Consider the following 14557-nt stretch of genomic DNA (forward strand, 5'->3'; position numbering starts at 1 on the left):
GTCCGTCCCCGCTACGGTGATCCCGTGCGTCCGACCTCGCCCCGTCCCGCCCCCGCCTACCTCACCGACTCCGTCCCCGCCCGTCGCGGCCACCCGCTGGGGTTCGCGCACCGGGGCGCCGCCGTCGACCGGGAGAACTCCCTGGCCGCGTTCATGGACGCCCACGCCGCCGGGTTCACCTACCTCGAACTGGACGTGCGCACCACCGCGGACGGCGAGCTCATCGTGTTCCACGACGAGACCCTGGACCGCGTCAGCACGGGCCGCGGCCGGCTGCGCGACCACACGTGGGAGCGGCTGGCGGACGTCACGGTCGGCGGGGAGCCGCTGCTGCGCTTCACCGAACTGCTCACGGCGCTCCCCGAGGCGCGCCTCAACGTGGACCTCAAGGACCGCGCGTCGGCCCCGGCCCTGGCCCGCATCCTCGCCGAGCACGGCGCGTGGGACCGCGTGCTCGTCGCCTCGTTCCACGACTCGCGGCGCCGCCTCTTCCGGCGCGCCCTCGCCCGCCTCGGCCACCCCGAGCGGGCGTACGGGCCGGAGCGGGTGGCGACGTCGGGCGGGGCGGCCGCCATCGCGGCGCTCGTGACGCTGGGCCCGCTGGGACTGACCCGCTGGCTGCGCCGGTGCGCCCTCGACGTCGACTGCGTGCAGGTGCCCGTCCGGCACGGCCGCGTGCCCGTGGCCACCGCCGACTTCGTGCGGCGGTGCCACGCGGCGGGCCTGCCGGTGCACGTGTGGGTCGTGGACGAGCCCGCGGAGATCGAGCGCCTGCTCGACCTCGGCGTCGACGGCGTCATGACCGACCGCGCCGACGTCCTCGCTGAGGTCTACGCCCGACGCGGCTTCTGGCCGCAGCGCTGATCCCCGCCCCCTCAGAGCATCTTCGGCAGCAGCGCCCGCTTCATCCGCCCGTACGGCGGGTACGCGGTCTTGAGCGTGTCCACCTGGTCCGACTTCGTGATGGACGGGCGCAGGTGGGAGAACGTCTCGAACCCGTGGATGCCGTGGTACGCGCCCATCCCGGACGCGCCGATCCCGCCGAACGGCAGCGTCGCGATGCCGGCGTGCAGCAGGCCGACGTCGTAGCCGAGGCCGCCGGCCTGCACCTGGTCGTCGAACGCGCGGTGGTAGCTCGGCCGGTCCGTGAAGAGGTAGGCGGCCAGCGGGTGCGGGCGCTCCGCGATGAAGTCCAGGGCGTCCTGGAAGGTGTCCACGGTCAGCACGGGCAGGATCGGGCCGAACAGCTCCTCCTGCATGAGCGCGCCGTCGGGCCGCACGCCCGTCACCACGGTCGGCGCCATGTACCGTCCTGCCACATCCACGTCGCCGCCGACGAGCAGCTCGGCGCCGGCGTCGAGGTCCGTCTGGAGCATCTCCCGCAGCCGCTCCGCGTGCTCGGCGGAGATGAGCCGGCCGTAGTCCTTCGACGCGCGGGGGTCGTCGCCGTAGAACTCGCGCAGGGTTGCGGGGAGCTCGGCGGTCACCTGGCGCAGCGCGGCCTCGCCGACGGCCAGCACGTAGTCCGGGGCCACGCACGTCTGGCCCGCGTTGGTGAACTTCGCCCACGCGATGCGGCGGGCCATCGCTCCCGTGTTCCGCGACGGCGTCACCACCGCCGGCGACTTGCCGCCCAGCTCGAGCGTCACGGGGGAGAGGGTCTTCGCCGCCGCCTCGTAGACGATCCGGCCCACGCGCTCCCCGCCGGTGTAGAGGATGTGGTCCCACGGCTCCGCCAGCAGCGCGGTGTTGCACTCCTTGCCGCCCGCCACCACGGAGACCAGCGCGGAGTCCAGGTACTGCGGCACCAGCTCCCGCAGCGCCGCCGCCGTGGCCGGGGCCTTCTCCGACGGGCTGAGCACCACCGTGTTGCCGGCCGCCAGCGCACCCACGACCGGGGCGAGCGCGAGCTGCACCGGGTAGTTCCACGCGCCGATGACCAGCACGAGACCCTTGGGCCGCGGCCTGACCTCCGCGCTCGCGGGCCGCAGGGCCAGCGGCAGCTTCACGGGCCGCGGCTCCATCCAGTCGGTCAGGTGCAGCAGCGCGTGGTCCACCTCGGAGCGCACCGAGACGATCTCCGTGATCAGCGCCTCGGTGGCCGGCTTGCCCAGGTCCGTGCCGAGCGCCGCGACGAACCGGTCCGCGTGCTCGGTCAGCATCCGCTTCAGGCCCTTGAGCTGGCGCACCCGCACCGCGCGCGGGTGGGCGGCGCGGGAGCGGGCGGCGGCGCGCAGCCGCTCGACGGCGGCCCGCGGCTCCTCGGGTCGGGGCCCGGCCGGCGCGATCGGCAGGGCCTCGGTGGGCAACGGCTCGCGGACCGGATCGTCGGCGGGGGAGTCGGGGGAGTCGGTGGTCAGGCCGGGGGGCTGCGTGCTCATGCCGGCCACGCTACCGAGCGGCCCTGTGCGGCGGCAGGGCGGGGCGCCGTCGTCGTCCTCCGGCCGCTGGTGCCGCCCCGACGGGCGCCACGGCGTTTTCGTTCGGGAAACGGCGCACGCGCCCCGCTGTTTCCCGAACGAAAGCGGTGCGACACGCCGCCGTTTCCCGAACGAAAGCGGACGGGGGGAGGGGAGATGGGGCGGGGGTCAGCCGATGACCGCGTCCACCAGCCGCTGCGCCTCCGCCTGCACCTGCGTCAGGTGCTCGGGGCCGCGGAAGGACTCCGCGTAGATCTTGTAGACGTCCTCGGTGCCGGAGGGCCGCGCCGCGAACCACGCGTGCTGCGTCACCACCTTGAGCCCGCCGATCGGGGCGTCGTTGCCCGGGGCGTTGGTCAGCGTCGCGAGGATGGTCTCGCCGGCCAGCTCGGTCACGGGGACGTCGTCGGGGGAGAGGGTCTTCAGCTTCGCCTTCTGCTCGGCGGTCGCGGGGGCGTCGATGCGCGCGTACGCCGGGTCGCCGTGCAGGGCCACGAGGTCGCGGTACCGCTCGGACGGGGACTGGCCCGTCGCGGCGATGATCTCCGCGGCCAGAAGGCACAGCAGCAGCCCGTCCTTGTCCGTGGACCACGGGCTGCCGTCGAACTGCACGAAGGACGCGCCCGCGGACTCCTCGCCGCCGAACACGCCGGTGCCCGTCAGCAGGCCCGGCACGAACCACTTGAAGCCCACCGGCACCTCCACGAGCTCGCGGCCCAGGTCCCCGGCCACGCGGTCGATCATCGAGGAGCTCACCAGGGTCTTGCCCACGCCCGCGCTCTGGGGCCACTGCTCGCGGTGGCGGTACAGGTAGTCGATGGCCACCGCGAGGTAGTGGTTCGGGTTCATCAGCCCGCCGTCGGGGGTGACGATCCCGTGCCGGTCCGCGTCGGCGTCGTTGCCGGTGGCGACGTCGAAGGGCGCCTGCCCGTCCGCGTCCGGGGTCATCCGCTCGATCAGCGAGGCCATCGCGTTCGGCGACGAGCAGTCCATGCGGATCTTGCCGTCCCAGTCCAGGGTCATGAACCCGAACCGCGGGTCCACCTCCGGGTTCACCACGGTCAGATCCAGCCCGTGGCGGTCGGCGATCTCGCCCCAGTAGGCCACGGACGCCCCTCCCATGGGGTCGGCGCCGATGCGCACGCCCGCCTCTCGGATCGCCTCCACGTCGATCACCTGCGGCAGATCGGACACGTACCGGTCCAGGAAGTCGAAGCCGCCCAGCTTCGCGTGGCCGGCGACGTCGGCGCTCGCTACCCGGTGCACGCCCGCCAGCCCGGCGGCGAGCAGCTCGTTGGCGCGGTCGGCGATCCACGTGGTCGCCTCGGTGTCCGCGGGGCCGCCGTGGGGCGGGTTGTACTTGAAGCCGCCGTCCGCGGGCGGGTTGTGCGAGGGGGTGATCACGAGGCCGTCCACGAGGCCGGCGTTGTCCCCGTCCACCGCAAAGCCCGACGGCGACAGCTCGCGCCCGGCGTTCAGGTGCAGGATCGCGTGGGACACGGCGGGGGTGGGCGTGTAGCCGCCGCGGGAGTCGACGAGCACCTCGACGTCGTTGCCGAGCAGCACCTCGACGGCGGTCTCCTGCGCGGGCCCGGACAGGGCGTGCGTGTCCTTGCCGACGAGGACCGGCCCCGTGATCCCGTGGTGCGCGCGATACTCGACCACGGCCTGCGTGATGGCGGCGATGTGGTCGTCGTTGAACGAGGTCGTGAACGCGGAGCCGCGGTGGCCGGAGGTGCCGAACACGACCTTCTGCGCCGGGTCCGTCACGTCCGGGTGACCGGTGCGGTACGCCTCCAGGAGGGCGTCGACGTCGATCAGGTCCTGCGGCAGGGCGGGGGTGCCGGGACGCTCGGAGGGGGGCAGGGCGGCGGTGTTCTCGGTCATGTGCCACACCTTGGCACGGGCGGGCGGACGGGGGAAGACGCGCGGCCCAGCGGGACGACGCCGGCGGTCACCCTCGGCAGCCGGCGCACAGCCCCCAGTAGTAGACCTCGGCCTCGTCGACCGCGAAGCCGTGGTCCTCGGGGGCGTCGAGGCACGGGGCGGAGCCGGTGCGGCACGGCACGTCCACGACCGTGCCGCAGCCGCGGCACACGAGGTGGTGGTGGTTGTCGCCCGTGCAGATCTCGTAGCGGGCCGGGGAGCCGGCGGGCTGCAGGGAGCGCACGAGCCCGGCCTCGGTGAGCGCGTGGAGGCAGTCGTAGACGGCCTGGTGCGAGGTGCCGGGCAGGGCCCGACGCACGGCGGCCAGCACGGTGGACGCGTCCGCGTGGGGGTGGTCGGCGAGGGCGGTCAGCACCGCGAGGCGGGGCCGGGTCACGCGCAGGCCGACGCCGCGCAGCAGCGTGCGCTCGTCCTCGTCCCGCGTCGTGGTCTCCATGCCAGTCGATCCCATCCGGTTCTCTGGAACATGTCAAGAAAGAGCGGGCCGCTTCGCCCCCGGCGCACCGGCCATTCCCCGCCGTCCCCGTGCTGACTACGGTGAATCCTCGACCCCGGGGCGCACCGGCCCGGGCGCCGTCGACGAGGAGGTCCCCACCCATGGCCCAGCCCGAGCCCGTCCGTCTCGTCCCGGGTGGAGCCGTGGACCGCCCGGCCGAGCAGGCCCTCCTCGCGGCCGCCGCGGCCTGCGGCGGCGACGTCGACGCGATGGTCGAGCTGCTCCGTGCGGCGTCCGGCGCCGCGTCCGACGACGACGCCGCCCCGCTCGACCTGCCGCTGACCGGCGCGGGGCGCACCCGGGAGCAGTGGGAGCTGCTCGCCTCCGTCGCCGCGCAGGACCTCTCGGCCGCCCGCGTGCTCGAGCCCCATCTGGACGCGCTCTCAATCCTGTCCCAGGCCGGCGTCCCCGCCCCGGCCGGGTTGCTCGGCGTCTACGCCTCCGAGTCCGGCGGCCGCACCCCCGCCCTGCGCCCCGTCCCGGACGGCCCCGACACCGCCTGGCTGCTCGACGGCGAGAAGCCGTGGTGCTCGCTCGCAGACCGGTGCGCGGCCGCCGTCGTCACCGGCCGGGAGGCGGACGGCACCCGCCGTGCCGTGCTCGTGGACCTGTCCCACCCCGGCGTGGCCGAGACCGACTCGGCCTGGCCCGCGCTCGGCCTCGCCCCGATCCGCACGGTGGGCCTGGCCTTCGACGCCGTCCCCGGCAACGCCGTCGGCGGCGCCGAGTGGTACCTGCGCCGGCCCGGCTTCGCGTGGGGCGGCATCGGCGTGGCGGCGGTGTGGTTCGGCGGCGCCGTCGGCATCGCCCGCACCCTGCGGAACGCCACCGCCGCCCGCGCGGCCGCCGAGGCCGAGGGCCGCGGACCGGGCCCGGACCAGATCGGCCAGGCCGCGCTCGGCCGCGTCGACCGGCTGCTCCATGCGATGGCCGCCCTGCTCGCCCGTGCCGCCGACGACGTGGACGCCGGCCGCCTGGACCACGGCCGCGGCATGGTCGAGGCCGACCGGATCCGCGGCACCGTGGCGCAGCTGTGCACCGAGGTGATGGACGTCGTCGGGCAGGCCACCGGCCCCGGCCCGCTCACCGGCAGCGCCGCGCACGCCCGCGCCGTGGCCGACCTGCAGGTCTACCTGCGCCAGCACCATGGACACCGCGACGACGCCCGGCTGGGCGCCGCGCTCCTGACCGGCGAGACCGACGGCGGCTGGACGTGGTGAGCTTCTCCCACACCGACGACGGCACGTCCGAGGCGGCCTGGGCCGAGGGCGGCGTCGGTGAGCTGCCGGAGCTGCGCCTGCCCGTCTGGGACGCGCAGACGCTGCTGCTCGTGGCCGTGGCGCACCCGGACGACGAGACCCTCGCCGCCACCGGCCTGATCCGCTCCGCCCTGCGCGACGGGGCACGCGTGCACGTGCTGGTCGCCACCGCCGGCGAGGCCTCCCACCCGCACTCGCCCACGCACACGCCCGAGGACCTGGTCCGGCTGCGCCGGGACGAGATGGAGCACGCCCTCGACGCCCTCGCCGCCGGCCTGCCCGCCTCCGCAGGCCCCGGCTCTCCGGCGCGGGACCGGCTGACGTGGGCGTCCCTGGCCCTGCCCGACTCCGGCGTGGCCGAGCACGAGGACGCCGTGCGCGACGCCGTCGCCGCGGCCCTCGACGCCCACCCCGGCCCCGCCGTGCTCGCCTCCCACGACCCGGGCGACGGCCACGCGGACCACGAGGCCGTGGGCCGGGCCGTCGGCGCGGTCGCGGGCGAGTGCGACCTGCCGCTCTACGCCTTCCCCATCTGGTTCTGGCACTGGGCCGACCCGGCCGACCTGCCCGCCCGCCGCTACCGACGGCTGCCGCTCACCGACGACGACCGTGCCGCCCGCCGTGCCGCCCTCGACGCGCACGCCTCCCAGGTCCGGCCCCTCTCCGCCGCGCCCGGCGACGAGGCGATCCTGGGCCCCGCCGTGCTCGCCCACCACGAGCGCCCGTTCGAGGCCCACCGCGTCTCCGGCCCCGACGACGCCGACGCCCACCGGGCCGCCGCCGTCTTCGATCGGCTCTACCGGGCCCAGGAGGACCCGTGGCGCTACCTCAGCTCGTCCTACGAGGCCCGCAAGCGGGCGCTCACCCTCGCCGCCCTGCCCCGGCCCCGCTACGGGACCGTGGTCGAGGCGGGCGCGTCCATCGGCGTGCTCACCGCGGACGTGGCCGCGCGCGCGGACCGCGTGGTCGGCCTCGAGGCGTCCTCCACCGCCGTCGAGCGCGCCGCCGCCCGGCTGGCCGGCGCGCCGCACGCCGAGGTGCGCCGAGCCGTGCTGCCCGCGGACTGGCCGGCCGACGTCGCCGGCGCGGACCTCGTGATCGCCTCCGAGATTGGCTACTTCCTGCAGCCCGAGGAGCTCGACGCGCTGATCGACGACGCCGACGCCGCGCTCGCCCCCGGCGGCGAGCTGCTGCTGTGCCACTGGCGCCACCCCATCGAGGGCTGGCCGCTGGACGGGGACGCCGTGCACGCGCGCGTCGCCGCCGACCCGCGCTGGCGGCTGCGCACCGAGCTCGTGGAGGACGACTTCCGGCTCAGCCTCCACGTGCGGGCCGCCGCCGCGACCCACGCCGTCGTCGTGGTGCCCGCCAAGGACGAGCAGGAGCGGCTGCCGGCCGCGCTCGCGGCCCTCACCGCCGCCCTGGACCGCTGGGAGGAGCACCACGCGCAGGGCACGGCCGCGGTCGTGGTCGCCGCGGACCGCTGCGACGACGCCACGGTGGCCGCCGCCCTCGAGGCCCGCGCCGCCGACCCGCGCATCCACGTCCTCGAACTGGGGGAGCCGACCGCCGGGCAGGCCGGCGTCGGGCGGGCCCGCGCGGAGGGTGCGCGCCGGGCCCGCGCGCTGTTCCCCGACGTGCCCGCCGAGCGCCTCTGGCTCGCCTCCACCGACGCGGACAGCCGCGTCCCCGCCGACTGGCTGCTGGCGCAGACCGTGGCCGCCGGCCGCGACGAGGCGCTCGTGCTGGGCACGGTGGACGTGCGCCAGGGGCCGCTGCGGCAGGCCTGGCTCCGCGGCTACCGGCACGAGGAGGGGCACGCGCACGTGCACGGGGCGAACCTGGGGCTGCCGTGGTCGCTGTACGAGGCCGTGGGCGGGTTCCCGCCGGTGGCCGAGCACGAGGACGTCGGCCTGGCCGCGGCGGTGCGGGCCCTGGCGGGGGAGCGCGACGGCGGTGACGGCCGCCGGGTGCGCGTGATCGCCACCGACACCACCCGCGTGCTCACCTCGTCCCGCCTGGAGGGGCGGACCCCCGGCGGGTTCTCCGGGCACCTCAAGGCCGTGGGCCGGCCCGGGTGAGGCCGGCCGTGGAACAGGGGGTGCGGGTCCGGGCCGGGTCCGGGGGCACCGCCTAGATGTTGTGGGTCATGAGGTTCTTGACATGGGTACCGGGCTGAGATGAGACGAGTGGGCCTCTCCCGCAGGATGGAAGTTCCTACACCACCGACCTGCCCGAGAAGACCCACTCATGACTCACGCTAACGCACCCCTGACCCCGACCGGCCGTCTCAGGATGGTCCACCGCCACCTGCACGACGGGATCCCGCAGGCRCACGTGGCMGCCGAGTTCCGGGTGAGCCGGCCCACGGTGGCCACYTGGGTCGCCCGCTACCGCGCCCAGGGAGAAGCCGGCCTTCAGGACCTGCCCAGCCGGCCGCACCGTTCACCTGCCCAGCTCGATCCGGTCCTGGTCGCCCAGATCCACGCCCTGCGGCGGGAGCGCAAGTGGTCCGCACGGCGCATCCATCACCACCTCGTCTCCGAGGGCCACCGGGTGTGTCTTCGTACCGTGGGACGGTGGCTGCACCGACTCGGGATCTCCCGCCTACGGGACCTGACCCCGGCCGGAGAAGACCTGCGCCAACGACCCCAGAAGATCACCGCGAGAGGGCCGGGGCACATGGTGCACCTGGATGTGAAGAAGATCGGGAAGATCCCAGACGGGGGCGGCTGGCGCACCCACGGACGTGAAAGTGAAGCAGGCCGTGCTTCCAAGCGCGGGCCTGGCCGGCGGGTCGGCTACACCTACCTGCACTCGGCGATCGACGGGTACACCCGCCTGGCCTACACCGARGCGTTGGAGGACGAGCGGGCGGCCACGACCGTGAGCTTCTACTGCCGGGCGCGGGCGTTCTTCGCCGCCCACGGCATCACCGTGGACCGGGTGATCACGGACAACGGGAACAACTATCGGGCTGCGGACTTCACCGCGAAGGTGGTCTCGCTCGGGGGCCGGCATCACCGGATCCGACCCTACACCCCGCGCCATAACGGGAAGGTCGAACGCTACAACCGGCTGATGGTCGATGAGGTCCTCTACGCCCGCCCGTACTCCTCAGAGCAAGCTCGGCGTGAGGCCCTGGCGGTGTGGGTGAACCACTACAACTACCATCGGCCTCATACCTCCTGCGGAGACGCCCCGCCGGCCTCACTGGCCCCGACCCGAGTCAACAACGTCATGCCCTCCTACATCTAGGGTGTGCCCATGGACACACCCACGCCGCCCCGTCCCACCGGGTCCCACACGACCCGGACCCCGGCCCGGCCACGGCTGCGCCGCTTCGTCCGCGAGTTCTCCTATCCGCACGGCATCCACCCGGCCCTCGTGCCGGGCGTGTCCGTGGAGGACCGCCGGGTGCGCTACGGCGTGGACCGGGTGATCCTCGCCGTCGTCGGCCTGCTGGTGGTCGGCTTCGTGGTGTGGGGTGTGCTGCAGCCGGACGCCGTGCTGGCCGTCTCGAGCGCGGCCCTCGACTGGGTGATGGTCCACGCCGGCTGGCTGTTCGTCCTGCTGGCCATCGGGATGGTGGTGTTCCTGCTGGTCCTGGCGTTCTCCCGGTACGGCGAGATCCCGCTGGGCCTGGACGGGGAGAAGCCCGAGTACTCCACGGCGAGCTGGTCGGCCATGCTCTTCGCGGCCGGCATCGGCATCGGCATCATCTTCTTCGGCCCGTACGAGCCGCTGACCTACTACCTGGCTCCGCGCCCGGGGGCGTACGAGGCGGGGAGCGAGGAGGCGGTGACGGGCGCGCTGGCCCAGGCCGCGCTGCACTGGGGCGTGAACGCGTGGGCGATCTACGCGATCGTCGGCCTGTCGGTCGGCTACGTGTCCTACCGCCGGGGCCGGGTGCCGCTGATGAGCTCGATCATCGCGCCGCTGTTCGGCGACTCCCCGCGCAGCGACTCGGTCGGCGCGCGCCTGATCGACGGGCTCGCGATCATCGCCACATTGTTCGGCACGGCGGCCTCGCTGGGCATCGGCGCCCTGCAGATCGGCCGCGGCGTGGAGATCGTCTCGGGGTGGTCGGCGCCGGGGAACACGGTGGCGCTGGGGATCATCGTGGTGCTCACGATCGGCACCATCGTCTCGGCGGTGTCTGGTGTGGCCCGCGGCATCCGGTGGCTGTCCAACATCAACATGCTGCTCGCCCTCGGCCTGGCGCTGTTCTTCTTCGTCGTCGGCCCGACGGCGTTCCTGCTGAACATCGTGCCCGGCGTCCTGATGGACTACGTCTCCTCCGCCCCGGACGCCCTCGGCGCCTCGATGGCCGAGGGGGAGGACATGCAGGAGTTCCTCTCCAACTGGACGATCTTCTACTGGGCGTGGTGGGTCAGCTGGGCCCCGTTCGTGGGCGTGTTCATGGCGAAGATCTCGAAGGGCCGGACCATCCGCCAGTACGTCCTCGGCGCCCTGTTCATCCCGGCCGCGGTGATCGTGGGCGCGTTCACGATCATCGGCGGCACCACCATCTGGCTGCAGCGGACCCGGGGCTCCGTGGCGCCGGACGGCACGGCCGCCTCGCTGCCCGCGCCGGCGGAGATCTTCTGGGTGGTCCTGGACCAGCTGCCCGGCGGCGGGCTGGTGGCCCCGGTCGTGATCATCATGCTGGCGGTCTTCTTCATCACGACGGCGGACTCCGCCTCGATCGTGAACTCGCAGCTCTCGCAGCGCGGCGACCCGGCCCCACGCCGCATGATCACGGTGTTCTGGGCACTGTGCATGGCGGGCATCGCCGTCGTGATGCTGCTGACCGGCGGCGACACCGCGCTCACCGGCCTGCAGAACCTCATCACCATCACGGCGCTGCCGTTCACCGTGGTGCTCGTCCTCATGGCGGTCGCGCTCCAGCGCGAACTGGCCAACGACCCCTTCGCGATCCGTGACCGGTACCAGCGGGCCGCCGTCGAGAAGGCGACGGTGCGGGGCCTGGTGGAGTACGGGGACGACTTCGCGTTCACGGTGGAGCGCACCCCGCCGGGCAGCTGGTACGCGGCCGGCGAGGGGTTCGACTCCACCGCCGCGGAGATCACCGACTGGTACCGCCGCACGGACGAGGACGGGAACCCGGTGGACTACGACTACGTGCTGGGCGAGTACCTGGACGAGGGGGACGGGGACGACGCGGACGGGCCCGCCGGAGCGGGCCCGTCCGGTCGCTGACTCAGGCGCGCGGCTCCGGGGTGCCGACGAGCTCGGCGCGGGAGTCGGCGGTCGCGTGGGCGCGGGCCTCGACGATCTCCTCCTCGTCCTCGCCGAAGATGTCACCGCGCGGGGCGTCGTAGCGGTCCCGGTCGAGGATGCCCTCCTGGGAGGCCACGAGCGCGGGGATGAGGGCCTGGCCGGACACGTTGAGGGCGGTGCGGCCCATGTCCACGATCGGGTCGACAGCCAGGAGCAGGGCCATGCCCTCGAGGGGCAGCCCGGCGGTGGACAGCGTGAGCGTGAGCATCACGGTGGCGCCGGTGGTGCCGGCGGTCGCGGCCGAGCCCAGCACGGACACGAGCGCCACGAGGGCGTACTGGCTCAGGCTCATCTCGATCCCGTAGAACTGGGCGATGAACACGGCGGCCACGGCCGGGTAGATCGCGGCGCAGCCGTCCATCTTGGTGGTGGCGCCCAGCGGAACGGCGAAGGAGGCGTAGCCGGTGGGCACGCCGAAGTTGCGCTCGGCCACCCGCTGGGTGACGGGCAGCGTGCCGAGGGAGGAGCGGGAGACGAAGCCGAGCTGGAACGCCGGCCACACGCCGGTGAAGAACTGCTTGACGGAGAGCCCGTGCAGGCGCGCCAGCAGCGGGTACACCACGAGCATCACGAGGGCCAGGCCCACGTAGACCGCCATCACGAACTTGGCCAGCGTGCCCATCGTGGACCAGCCGTACGAGGCCACGGCGTTGCCCAGCAGGCCGATGGTGCCGATCGGTGCCAGGCGGATGATCCACCACAGCAGCTTCTGGATGATCGCGAGCACCGAGCGGGAGAACGTGAGGAACGGGGCGGCCTTCTCGCCGACCTTGAGCGCGGCCACGCCCACGACGATCGCGATCACGAGGATCTGCAGCACGTTGAACGTGGGGGAGGAGGCCAGCGCGCCGTCCTCGCCCGCCGTGGTCTTGACGGTCAGGCCGAGGAAGTTCGCCGGCACCAGGGAGGTCAGGAAGTCGAGCCAGCCGACGTCCTTGGCCTGGTACGACGCCGGCGCGGTCTGGCCGGTGCCCACGCCCGGTTGCAGCACGACGCCGACGGCGAGGCCGATGAGCACCGCGATCAGGCTCGTGATGGCGAACCAGAGCAGGGTCTTGGCGGCCAGGCGGGCCGCGTTGGTCACCTGGGCCAGGTTGGCGATGGAGGCGACGACGGCGAAGAAGACCAGCGGGACGACCGCGGCCTTCAGCAGGCTGATGTAGATGCTGCCGACGGTGGCCAGCGTCTCACCGAGCCAGGTCGGGTGCTCGGCGGTGTGCCCCGTCGCGCGGGCGATCAGGCCCAGGACGAGGCCGAGGACGAGGGCGGCGGCGATCTGCCAGCCGAAGTTCGACGTCCAGGCGGGGAGCCGGCGTCGGGGCGCCGGTGCGGGGGAGGATTGTGCGGTGCTCATCCGGGGAGGTTAGGCAGTCCAATACCATGACGCCGAAACGGATTGCGCCATGTGACGTCGTGGTGACGTCCGTCTCGTCCCCGCGTGGCCCAGTGCGAAGGCCCTGTGACGTGGCCCGCACCCGGGTCGCCGGTTTGACCCCCGGGCATAGAATCGCGGAAACACCCGTCCCGAAAGGCGTCTTCGTGACCACCACCAGCACCGGTCCCAGCCCCGAGCCCGTCCACTCCTCCTCGGATCCCTTCGGCTTCTTCGGCCTCACCTATGACGACGTCCTGCTGCTGCCCAACGCCACCGACGTGATCCCCGCGGACGCGGACCCGGGCACCCGGCTGACCCGCAACATCCGCTTGAACATCCCCATCGTCTCCGCGGCGATGGACACCGTGACCGAGGCTCCCCTGGCCATCGCCATGGCCCGCCAGGGCGGCATGGGCATCATCCACCGCAACCTGTCCATCGAGGACCAGGCCCGCCACGTGGACACCGTGAAGCGCTCCGAGTCGGGGATGATCAAGGACCCCGTGACCATCGGCCCCGACGCCACGCTCGCCGACCTGGACGAGCTGTGCGCCCAGTACCGCGTCTCGGGCCTGCCGGTGGTGGCCGAGGACATGACGCTGCTGGGCATCATCACCAACCGCGACACCCGCTTCATCCCGCGCGAGGAGTGGGCCACCCGCACGGTGGACACCGCCATGACCCGCATGCCGCTGGTCACCGCGCAGGAGGGCGTCTCGCGCGCCGAGACGATCCGCCTGTTCTCCCAGAATCGCGTGGAGAAGCTGCCGCTCGTGGACGATGCGGGCCGCCTGACCGGCCTGATCACCATCAAGGACTTCGACAAGGCGGAGCAGTACCCGGACGCCGCGAAGGACGACGAGGGTCGGCTGCGCGTCGGCGGCGCCGTCGGCTTCTTCGGCGACGGCTGGGAGCGCGCCATGGCGCTCGTCGAGGCGGGCGTGGACGCCCTCGTGGTGGACACCGCGAACGGCCACACGCACGGCGTGCTGGACATGATCGCGCGCCTGAAGAAGGAGAAGGCGGCCGCGCACGTCGACGTCATCGGCGGTCAGGCCGCGACCTACGCGGGCGCCAAGGCGATCGTCGACGCCGGCGCGGACGCCGTGAAGGTGGGCGTGGGCCCGGGCTCGATCTGCACGACCCGTGTGGTGGCCGGCGTCGGCGTCCCGCAGATCACCGCCATCTACGAGGCGGCCAAGGCCACACGCCCCGCGGGCGTCCCGCTGATCGCCGACGGCGGCCTGCAGCACTCCGGTGACATCGGCAAGGCCCTCGTGGCCGGCGCCGACTCGGTGATGCTCGGCTCCCTGCTGGCCGGCACGGCCGAGTCCCCGGGCGACCTCGTGTTCTACCAGGGCAAGCAGTTCAAGACCTACCGCGGCATGGGCTCCCTGGGCGCCATGCAGACCCGCAACGGCACGCGCTCCTTCTCCAAGGACCGCTACTTCCAGGCGGACGTACCGGACGAGGACAAGCTGATCCCCGAGGGCATCGAGGGCCAGGTGCCCTTCCGGGGCCCGGTCGCCTCGGTGGTCCACCAGCTCGTGGGCGGCCTGCGCCAGACGATGTTCTACACGGGCGCGTCCACGGTGGCCGATCTCAAGGAGAACGGCCGCTTCGTGCGCATCACCGCGGCGGGCCTGAAGGAGTCCCACCCGCACGACATCATGATGACCGTCGAGGCCCCGAACTACCGTTCGCGCTGACCCGCACGTCGGGTCCGGGGGGAGCCCCCGGACGGGGCGGCGCCGAC

General features: G+C 73.7%; 10 protein-coding genes. 6 read left to right on the forward strand and 4 right to left on the reverse strand.

The genetic code is table 11. From position 1 onward, the window contains the following. The first annotated feature begins 24 nt into the window (after positions 1-24). Positions 25-864, forward strand: a complete 840-nt coding sequence (locus tag G6R13_RS08100) for a glycerophosphodiester phosphodiesterase (RefSeq protein ID WP_163721352.1) — start codon at positions 25-27, stop codon at positions 862-864. Between the two features lie 11 nt (positions 865-875). Here the strand turns inward: G6R13_RS08100 and G6R13_RS08105 are convergent, their stop codons facing one another. The 3 genes from G6R13_RS08105 to G6R13_RS08115 all read right to left on the reverse strand — a co-directional run bounded on the left by G6R13_RS08105 (position 876) and on the right by G6R13_RS08115 (position 4803). Next, positions 876-2381 (reverse strand): aldehyde dehydrogenase family protein, encoded by a 1506-nt coding sequence (locus G6R13_RS08105; protein WP_061867219.1) that lies wholly within the window; start codon positions 2379-2381, stop codon positions 876-878. A gap of 207 nt (positions 2382-2588) precedes the next feature. Continuing rightward, a complete protein-coding gene (gene pgm, locus G6R13_RS08110) occupies positions 2589-4307 on the reverse strand; it encodes a phosphoglucomutase (alpha-D-glucose-1,6-bisphosphate-dependent) (protein ID WP_061867216.1) in 1719 nt (572 codons plus the stop codon). Between the two features lie 67 nt (positions 4308-4374). Then, positions 4375-4803: a Fur family transcriptional regulator gene (locus tag G6R13_RS08115; protein WP_061867217.1), complete on the reverse strand. Its 429-nt coding sequence runs from the start codon at positions 4801-4803 to the stop codon at positions 4375-4377. A 161-nt stretch (positions 4804-4964) separates the two neighbouring features. On the opposite strand from G6R13_RS08115, the gene G6R13_RS08120 reads away from it, so the two are divergent. The 4 genes from G6R13_RS08120 to G6R13_RS08135 all read left to right on the forward strand — a co-directional run bounded on the left by G6R13_RS08120 (position 4965) and on the right by G6R13_RS08135 (position 11345). Next, a complete protein-coding gene (locus G6R13_RS08120) occupies positions 4965-6083 on the forward strand; it encodes a hypothetical protein (protein WP_061867218.1) in 1119 nt (372 codons plus the stop codon). Then, complete coding sequence (locus tag G6R13_RS08125; RefSeq protein ID WP_061867220.1) at positions 6080-8203, forward strand: PIG-L family deacetylase; 2124 nt, start codon at positions 6080-6082, stop codon at positions 8201-8203. The genes G6R13_RS08120 and G6R13_RS08125 overlap by 4 nt, the downstream gene beginning before the upstream one ends. 169 nt (positions 8204-8372) lie before the next feature. Then, complete coding sequence (locus G6R13_RS08130) at positions 8373-9380, forward strand: IS481 family transposase (protein WP_163721111.1); 1008 nt, start codon at positions 8373-8375, stop codon at positions 9378-9380. A 9-nt stretch (positions 9381-9389) separates the two neighbouring features. Then, positions 9390-11345: a BCCT family transporter gene (locus G6R13_RS08135; RefSeq protein ID WP_205521344.1), complete on the forward strand. Its 1956-nt coding sequence runs from the start codon at positions 9390-9392 to the stop codon at positions 11343-11345. 1 nt (position 11346) lies between these two features. On the opposite strand, the gene G6R13_RS08140 is transcribed toward G6R13_RS08135, so the two are convergent. Next, positions 11347-12780: a dicarboxylate/amino acid:cation symporter gene (locus G6R13_RS08140; RefSeq protein ID WP_163721354.1), complete on the reverse strand. Its 1434-nt coding sequence runs from the start codon at positions 12778-12780 to the stop codon at positions 11347-11349. Between the two features lie 185 nt (positions 12781-12965). On the opposite strand from G6R13_RS08140, the gene guaB reads away from it, so the two are divergent. Further along, positions 12966-14510 carry an IMP dehydrogenase gene (gene guaB / locus G6R13_RS08145; RefSeq protein ID WP_036384655.1) on the forward strand — a complete coding sequence of 515 codons (1545 nt, stop codon included), beginning with the start codon at positions 12966-12968 and terminating at the stop codon, positions 14508-14510. The last annotated feature ends 47 nt before the right edge of the window (positions 14511-14557 follow it).

This window comes from Micrococcus sp. Alg238-R198 (genome assembly GCF_900537135.1).
Classification (GTDB): domain Bacteria; phylum Actinomycetota; class Actinomycetes; order Actinomycetales; family Micrococcaceae; genus Micrococcus; species Micrococcus luteus.

Bases quoted from the DNA above. Each gene is read 5' to 3' on its own strand.
- G6R13_RS08140 (WP_163721354.1), bottom strand. From the start codon at position 12,780: ATGAGCACCGCACAATCCTCCCCCGCACCGGCGCCCCGACGCCGGCTC.
- G6R13_RS08105 (WP_061867219.1), bottom strand. From the start codon at position 2,381: ATGAGCACGCAGCCCCCCGGCCTGACCACCGACTCCCCCGACTCCCCC.
- pgm (WP_061867216.1), bottom strand. From the start codon at position 4,307: ATGACCGAGAACACCGCCGCCCTGCCCCCCTCCGAGCGTCCCGGCACC.
- G6R13_RS08135 (WP_205521344.1), top strand. From the start codon at position 9,390: ATGGACACACCCACGCCGCCCCGTCCCACCGGGTCCCACACGACCCGG.
- G6R13_RS08120 (WP_061867218.1), top strand. From the start codon at position 4,965: ATGGCCCAGCCCGAGCCCGTCCGTCTCGTCCCGGGTGGAGCCGTGGAC.
- G6R13_RS08115 (WP_061867217.1), bottom strand. From the start codon at position 4,803: ATGGAGACCACGACGCGGGACGAGGACGAGCGCACGCTGCTGCGCGGC.